At 65.0% G+C, this 6,854-nt stretch carries 5 protein-coding genes; 2 read left to right on the top strand and 3 right to left on the bottom strand.

Annotation, left to right across the window (positions count from 1 at the left end; genetic code table 11):
- The first annotated feature begins 296 nt into the window (after positions 1 to 296).
- Positions 297 to 2,675: an endopeptidase La gene (gene lon / locus NZ849_RS11260; protein ID WP_295407473.1), complete on the top strand. Its 2,379-nt coding sequence runs from the start codon at positions 297 to 299 to the stop codon at positions 2,673 to 2,675.
- On the opposite strand, the gene NZ849_RS11255 is transcribed toward lon, so the two are convergent.
- Together NZ849_RS11255 and cbiB are read right to left on the bottom strand one after the other, a co-directional pair.
- Entirely contained in the window at positions 2,672 to 3,685 is a 1,014-nt protein-coding gene (locus tag NZ849_RS11255) for a histidinol-phosphate transaminase (RefSeq protein WP_295407470.1), read from the bottom strand. The two genes, lon and NZ849_RS11255, sit on opposite strands and share 4 nt — an antisense overlap.
- Positions 3,686 to 3,700: 15 nt before the next feature.
- Positions 3,701 to 4,603: an adenosylcobinamide-phosphate synthase CbiB gene (gene cbiB, locus NZ849_RS11250; RefSeq protein ID WP_295407468.1), complete on the bottom strand. Its 903-nt coding sequence runs from the start codon at positions 4,601 to 4,603 to the stop codon at positions 3,701 to 3,703.
- Positions 4,604 to 4,640: 37 nt separating this feature from the next.
- Between cbiB and NZ849_RS11245 the strand changes: the two genes are divergently transcribed.
- Positions 4,641 to 6,062 carry a HAMP domain-containing sensor histidine kinase gene (locus tag NZ849_RS11245; RefSeq protein WP_295407465.1) on the top strand — a complete coding sequence of 474 codons (1,422 nt, stop codon included), beginning with the start codon at positions 4,641 to 4,643 and terminating at the stop codon, positions 6,060 to 6,062.
- Here NZ849_RS11245 and surE read toward each other — a convergent pair.
- On the bottom strand, positions 6,054 to 6,818 hold the full coding sequence (gene surE, locus NZ849_RS11240) for a 5'/3'-nucleotidase SurE (protein ID WP_295407462.1): 765 nt from the start codon (positions 6,816 to 6,818) through the stop codon (positions 6,054 to 6,056). The genes NZ849_RS11245 and surE overlap by 9 nt on opposite strands.
- Positions 6,819 to 6,854: the final 36 nt, after the last annotated feature.

Raw genomic sequence — 6,854 nt, 5'->3', positions numbered from 1 at the left:
GGGGCTGGTCCTGGTTATGCTCTTCCCCGGCCTGGCCACCTGGCTGCCGGGTCTGGTATACGGTCGTTAGGGACCGGCTGCTCTTCCGGAATGAGCGGCGGGCACCGCCGCTGTGGTCTTGGTGGGGTTGTTGTGCTGGCTGGGGGCCAAACTTGAGCCCCTAACGCTCAACTAGACTAAGTGTAAGATTTGACCCTATCCCTAGGCGGTCTCCCGGTAGAATCAGAAGTACCTGTCGCTCCTATCCGCCGAGCGAGCGGCGAACCCCCAGGCGGAATACGGGAGACGGATACCCTATGCGCTTAGAACTGCCGGTCATACCACTGCGTAACACGGTCATTCTGCCCCACACCACCACGCCGGTAGATGTGGGACGTGCAAAGAGCAAGCGCGCCGTTGAGGAGGCCATGGGGGCCGACCGCCTCATTTTCCTGGTGGCCCAGCGCGATCCAGAGGTGGACGACCCTGCCCCGGCTGACCTCTACACCTGGGGGGTGCAGGCGGTGGTCAAGCAGGCCATGCGCCTACCCGACGGGACCCTGCAGGTGGTGGTGGAGGCCCGGGCCCGCGTGGAGATCAAGGACTATCTGATAGGGCCCTATCTGCGGGCTAGGGGTGAGGTCTACGCCGAAGTCTTCCCCGCCGATGAGGCGGTGGTTCGGGTACTGGTGGATGAGCTGAAGAACGCTTTTGACAAGTACGTGGCCAACCACAAGTCCCTTCGGCTTGACCGCTACCAGCTCGAGGCGGTGCGGGCTACCTCCGACCCGGCGGTACTGGCCGACACCATAGCCTACCACGCCACCTGGACGGTGGCCGAGAAGCAGGAGATTTTGGAGCTGGTAGACCTCGAGGCTCGGCTGCGCCGGGTGCTCTCCCTGCTTACGCGTGACCTGGAGCGCTTTGAGCTGGACCGGCGGGTGGCCCAGCGGGTCAAGGAGCAGATGGACACCAACCAGCGCGAGTACTACCTGCGCGAGCAGATGAAGGCCATCCAGAAGGAGCTGGGCGGGGAAGACGCATACAATGACCTGGAGGCCCTGCGTAAAAAGATTGAGGAGGTGGGGATGCCCGAGGCGGTCAGGGCCAAGGCCCTAAAAGAGCTGGACCGGCTCGAGCGGATGCAGCAGGGTAGTCCTGAGGCCACCGTGGCCCGCACCTACCTGGACTGGCTTACCGAGGTGCCCTGGACCAAGGCCGACCCCGAGGTGTTGGACATCGCCCATACCCGCGCGGTTCTGGACGAAGATCACTACGGTCTAAGGGACGTCAAGGAGCGCATCCTGGAGTATTTGGCGGTGCGCCAGCTTACCCAGGGCCAGGAGGTGCGCAACAGGGCCCCCATCCTGCTCCTGGTGGGCCCCCCGGGGGTGGGCAAGACCTCCTTGGGCCGTTCTATTGCTCGGAGCATGAACCGCAAGTTCCACCGCATCAGCCTGGGTGGGGTGCGCGACGAGGCCGAGATTCGCGGCCACCGACGTACCTACATCGGCGCCATGCCGGGTAAGATCATCCATGCCATGAAGCAGGTGGGGGTGATTAACCCGGTAATCCTGCTGGACGAGATTGACAAGATGAGCTCCGATTGGCGGGGCGACCCGGCCAGCGCTATGCTCGAGGTGCTGGACCCCGAGCAGAACAACACCTTCACCGACCACTACCTGGATGTTCCCTACGACCTTTCACGGGTTTTCTTCATCACCACCGCCAACAGCCTCCAGACCATTCCCCGGCCCCTTCTAGACCGTATGGAGGTCATTGAGATACCGGGTTACACCAACCTGGAGAAGGCGGCCATTGCCCGGCAGTACCTGTGGCCCAAGCAGCGCAGGGAGTCGGGGATGGAGAGCCGGATGGAGATTACCGATGCGGCCATCCTGCGGGTCATCACCGAGTACACCCGTGAGGCTGGGGTACGCGGTTTGGAGCGCGAGCTGGGTAAGATTGCCCGCAAGGGAGCCAAGCTCTGGATTGAGGCCTCCTGGGAAGGGGTACGCACGGTGGACGCCCCCGATCTGCCCACCTATCTGGGTATTCCCCGCTACCGCCCCGACAAGGCCGAGACCGAGCCCCAGGTGGGCACCGCCCAGGGCCTGGCCTGGACACCGGTAGGGGGTACCCTCCTCACCATAGAGGTGGCTGCGGTGCCCGGTACGGGTAAGCTGAACCTCACCGGGCAGCTCGGCGAGGTTATGAAGGAGTCGGCTCAGGCCGCCCTCACCTACCTTCGGGCCCACAGCGCAGAATGGGGGCTTCCGGAGGAGTTTCACACCAAGTACGACCTGCACGTGCACGTACCCGATGGCGCCACCCCCAAGGACGGTCCCAGCGCAGGGATTACCATGGCCACCGCCATTGCCAGTGCTCTCACCCGCCGTCCGGCCCGTATGGATGTGGCCATGACGGGTGAGGTGAGCCTCAGGGGCAAGGTGCTGCCTATCGGGGGGGTTAAGGAGAAGCTTCTGGCAGCCCACCAGGCTGGCATCCACAAGGTGGTGCTACCCAAGGACAACGAGCCGCAGCTTGAGGAATTGCCCAAGGAAGTCCTGGAGGGCCTGGAGATTAAGCTTGTAGAGGACGTAGGGGAGGTGCTGCGCTACTTGCTGTTGCCTGAGCCAGCAATGCCCCCGGTGCAGCCGGGCGAGAACCGTCAGCAGCCTGGTGCGGGTGCTTAGCTGGCCCAAACAGAAAGCTCGGCCAGCACCTCTGGGAGCGCCTCGAGCAGCGCCCTTTGGGCGTCGGGGGGCTGAGCAGAGAGGCGAAGCCACTCCGGTAGGCCAAAGCTGGTGCAGTCGCGCACCCGTAGCCCCTTTTCTCGCAGCCTGAGGGCTACCGCCGTGGCCTGGCCCACCCGTACCAGGAGAAAGTTGGCTGGGCTTTCCCGTACCTCCAGGCCCAGCGCGCGCAGGCCTTGGGCCAGTTCTGCTCGGAGCCGCCACAGCTCGGCGCGGGTTTGGGCCAGCCAGGCCTGTGAGGGGGGTTGGAGGACGGCCCTTAGGAAGGCCTCCCCATGCACCCCCAGCACCCAGGAAGGGGCAATGTGGCGGAAGTGGGTGAGGTCGTGGGGGGCTATCAGGTACCCCGCCCGTACCCCGGTTAGGCCGTGGGCCTTGTTGGGGCTGTAGAGCTTCCAGGCCGAGGGGGGAAGGGGTGGGGGGTCCAGACAGAGGTGGTAGTAGGCCAGGTCGAGCACCAGCACCACCTGGCGTTGCTGGGCAATTTCTGCGGCCTCAAAGAGGAAATCGTAGACCTCCCCGGTAGGGTTGTTGGGCACGCACAGAAAGGCTAGGGTGGCCTGGGGCAGGAGTTGCAGGAACCGCGACCTGCTCTCCGCCTTGAGCAGGGGCAGCTCGGCGGGCTGGGCCGCCCGGGCGTACTCCGAGAAGGTGGGGGGCAGGATGAGCATGGGCCCCCGCAGGTAACGCAGCCGGGTCAGGCGGTGGATCAGCTCGCTGGTGCCGTTCCCCACCGCTACTTGCTCGGGGGCCACTCCGTGGTAATGGGCCAGCGCGGCGTGGGTTTCGGTGTAGAGGGGGTCGGGGTAGCGGCTGGGGTCGGCCCCCTGGATGGCGGCCAGGGCGTAGGGGTCGGGGCCCAGGCCGTTGGCGTTGGTGGAGAAGTCGTAGCGGGGTGGAGGTCCGCTGTCCGTTCCGCCGTGGATGGGTTTGAGGACGTCGTCGATCATAGCTACAGCATTATCCTAGAACCATTTCAGAATATAGGGCCAGGCCTCGATTGAGGCCAGAAGCAGCCCGCCCAGCCAGCCGGCCTGGGCCACCATCTGTAGTCCTCGGGCCGCCTCCTCGGGCCGGGGAGGGTGGCCGGAGGGATTTAGGGTGTACACCCCCGGTTTGCTCAGCCGTAGATCCAGGGCGAGGGCCAGTGCGGCCATGGGCCAGCCCGCGTTGGGAGAAGGGGTTTTTCGGGCCTCCTGGAGCAGGGACCGAAAGGAAAAGCGCCGCGAGATGAGCCAAAGGAGGCCGGCCGTAAGCCGGGCCGGGAGCCAGTTGAGCAGGTCGTCGGCTCGAGCCGCCCACTTTCCGCCCCACTCCCAGGCGCCGCGGTAGCCCCACATGGCGTCGGCAGTGTTGGCAAAGCGGTAAAGGGCGGCCCCCGGCAGCCCCAGGAGCAGGTACCAGAAGAGCGGGGCCACAACCGAGTCGGATAGATTCTCCGCCGCTGATTCCAGCAGGCTTTCCCGCACCTCGCTTTCAGAAAGGGCCTGGGTGTCGCGGCTGACCAGGTAGCGGAGCCGCTCGCGGCCTCCCTCCAGCCCTCTTTCTAGGGCCTCCTCCACCGCTCGGGCCTCCTCCAGGAGCATCCGAAAGGCAAAGAGGGGCTTTAGGAGGAGGCCGCTCAAGAGTAGCCCCAGCCAGAAAGGCAGGTGGCCCAGCGCCCATTCCAGCAGGCCGTACCCTCCCGCAAAGGCTCCAGCGCCCAGGCACCAAAACAGGGCTCCTCGCCAGAAGGCCGAGCGAGGGGGGTGGCGGGTCAGTCCTCGGCCGGCCAGCTGGAGGTAGCGGCCCATGAGCACCACCGGATGGGCTTTAGCCGGGGGTTCCCCGAAGCGCCAGTCCAGGACCAGGGCCAGCAGGATAGACATCGCTCCAGAGCCTACCATCGAGCGTATCATCAGAGGTATGACCCTCCGCACCCGCATCACCCTGCTCACCCTGGGCCTGCTGTTTGTGCTTCAGCTGCTCATCGGGGGGTCGGTCTACGGCACCCTTCAGTTCATCCTCTACGAGAACCTGCGCCGCGAGCTTACGGAAGCTTCCCAGACCGCCCAGCGCCTAATCCGCGAGCAGGGCAGCCTGGAGGGGCTTCCCTTTACGGTCTACGGCCAGGCCCTTTGGGTGCCCTTTCCCAATCCTACCGCCAGCGATATCCTGCAAGGGGCGGCCATCCCCATCGCCAAGTCGCTGGCCCTAGATGGCGCCACCCTGGCCCTTTCGGAAAGGGTCTTGCAGGAAGTGCTGCGCCTGGGCGGGGTCTACACCGAGGTGACCCTGTTCCGCCGCGATGGGGTCCAGGTACCGCTGCGTTTGCGGGCTGAGCGGATAGAGACCGAGATTGCCGGCATACCCCAGGGGCCTCAGCTCGTCATTTTGATGGTGGGAAGGTCCACGGAGGGGATAAGGGGCACCCTGGCTGATTTTGCCCGCACCTACACCGTTACGGCGCTGTTGGTGCTGGTGTTCGGGGGTTTTTTGGCCTTCCGGCTCGTGCGCCAGGCCCTCGAGCCGCTGGAGTGGGTCGCCAAGAAAGCCGAGCAGGTGAGCACCAAGCCGGAGCGACTGCCCGAGCTTATGGGCCACAACGAGGTGGCCTCGCTGGTCAAGTCGCTCAACCGGATGCTGGCCCGGCTCGAGGCCGCCTGGGAGACCCAGGGCCGCTTCCTGGCCGATGCCTCGCACGAACTACGTACCCCCATTACGGCTATCCTGGGCCACATCAACTACCTGCTTCGGCGCACCCAAGTCTCCGAGCAACAGCGCGAGAGCCTGGAGATCATCAAACGCGAGGCTGAGCGGATGCAGAAGCTGGTGGGGGACCTGCTCGAGCTGTCCAAAACCGGCGGGGGCTGGAAGGTGGAGCTCGGAGCGGTGCACCTTTACACCGTGCTGAGCGAAATACAAGAGGAGTACAGCAAGAGCTTTGAGGGGCAGATTGAGGTCGAGGCCCCGGAGGACCTGTGGGTTTTGGGGGATGCTGAGCGGTTGCACCAGGTGCTGGCCAACCTGGTCTCCAACGCTATAAAGGCCCGCGCCCGGCGGGTGCGGTTGGTGGTGCGCGACCTGGCTGAGCGGGTGGTTTTGCGGGTGGAGGACGATGGGGAAGGCATCCCCAAAGAGCACCTACCCCATTTGTTTGAGCGGTTTTACCGGGTGGACAAGGCCCGCGACCGGGAGCGGGGGGGTAGCGGGCTGGGGTTGGCCATTGTGCGCTCCATTGTGGAGGCACACGGGGGAAGCGTCTGGGTGGAGAGCGAGCCGGGCAAGGGTTCGGTGTTCAGCGTTTCCTTGCGCCGGGCTCCCGCACCCCAAACCCAGCTAGCCTAGCTGAGGGGTCTCTAGGCGGAAGCTCTCCCTGAGCTCGGCCGCGAAGGCGTGGTTGGTGTAGTCCAGGGTGATGGGGGTGACCGAGATGTAGCCCTGCTGTACTGCCCAAAAATCGGTGCCTTCCTCCAGCTCAGCGGTGGGTTTGCCTGCCACCCAGTAGTAGGGGCGCCCCTCGGGATCTATCCGCTTGACCACCGAATCTTCGTAGCGATGGGTGGAGAGCCGGGTGATTCGGATACCGAGCGGACTCCGGTTGGGAAAGTTTACGTTGAGCAGGGTTTTGGGGGGGAGGCCATGCTCCAGCACCCACCGCACAATGGAAGCGGCGTAGCGGGCCGCCTCATCGAAGCGCAACTCCTCACCCGAAGCGTCCAGGCTGAAGGCGATGGAGGGGATCCCCAAGGAAGCACCTTCCAAGGCGGCTGCCACGGTGCCGGAGTGGGTCAGATCCAGGCCCATGTTGACCCCGATGTTGATGCCCGAGGCCACCACATCGGGCCGACCCAGGAGCTGGTTGCCCAGCACTACGCAGTCCGCTGGGGTCCCGTCTACCCGGTAAGCGGGTATCTCGCCGAACCCCGCTGAAGCGGTGTGCTTGAAGCGCAAGGGTCGGCGGAAGGTGATGCTGTGCCCCACTCCAGACTGCTCCACATCGGGGGCCACCACGTTTACCTCCCCTAGCTCGCGTAGGGCAAAGGCCAGGGCTTTGATGCCGGGGGAGAAGATGCCGTCGTCGTTGGCGACCAGGATGCGCATACGGGATTAGCCTAAACCCAAAGCCCCCGGAAGCCA

The sequence above is a fragment of the Meiothermus sp. genome (genome assembly GCF_025060375.1).
Lineage (GTDB): Bacteria > Deinococcota > Deinococci > Deinococcales > Thermaceae > Meiothermus.
This window is presented reverse-complemented; position numbering and strand designations above follow the sequence as displayed.

What these genes read in the sequence shown, in the direction of transcription:
- NZ849_RS11245 (WP_295407465.1), top strand. Translation starts at nt 4,641, where the DNA reads ATGACCCTCCGCACCCGCATCACCCTGCTCACCCTGGGCCTGCTGTTT.
- surE (WP_295407462.1), bottom strand. Translation starts at nt 6,818, where the DNA reads ATGCGCATCCTGGTCGCCAACGACGACGGCATCTTCTCCCCCGGCATC.
- lon (WP_295407473.1), top strand. Translation starts at nt 297, where the DNA reads ATGCGCTTAGAACTGCCGGTCATACCACTGCGTAACACGGTCATTCTG.
- NZ849_RS11255 (WP_295407470.1), bottom strand. Translation starts at nt 3,685, where the DNA reads ATGATCGACGACGTCCTCAAACCCATCCACGGCGGAACGGACAGCGGA.
- cbiB (WP_295407468.1), bottom strand. Translation starts at nt 4,603, where the DNA reads ATGTCTATCCTGCTGGCCCTGGTCCTGGACTGGCGCTTCGGGGAACCC.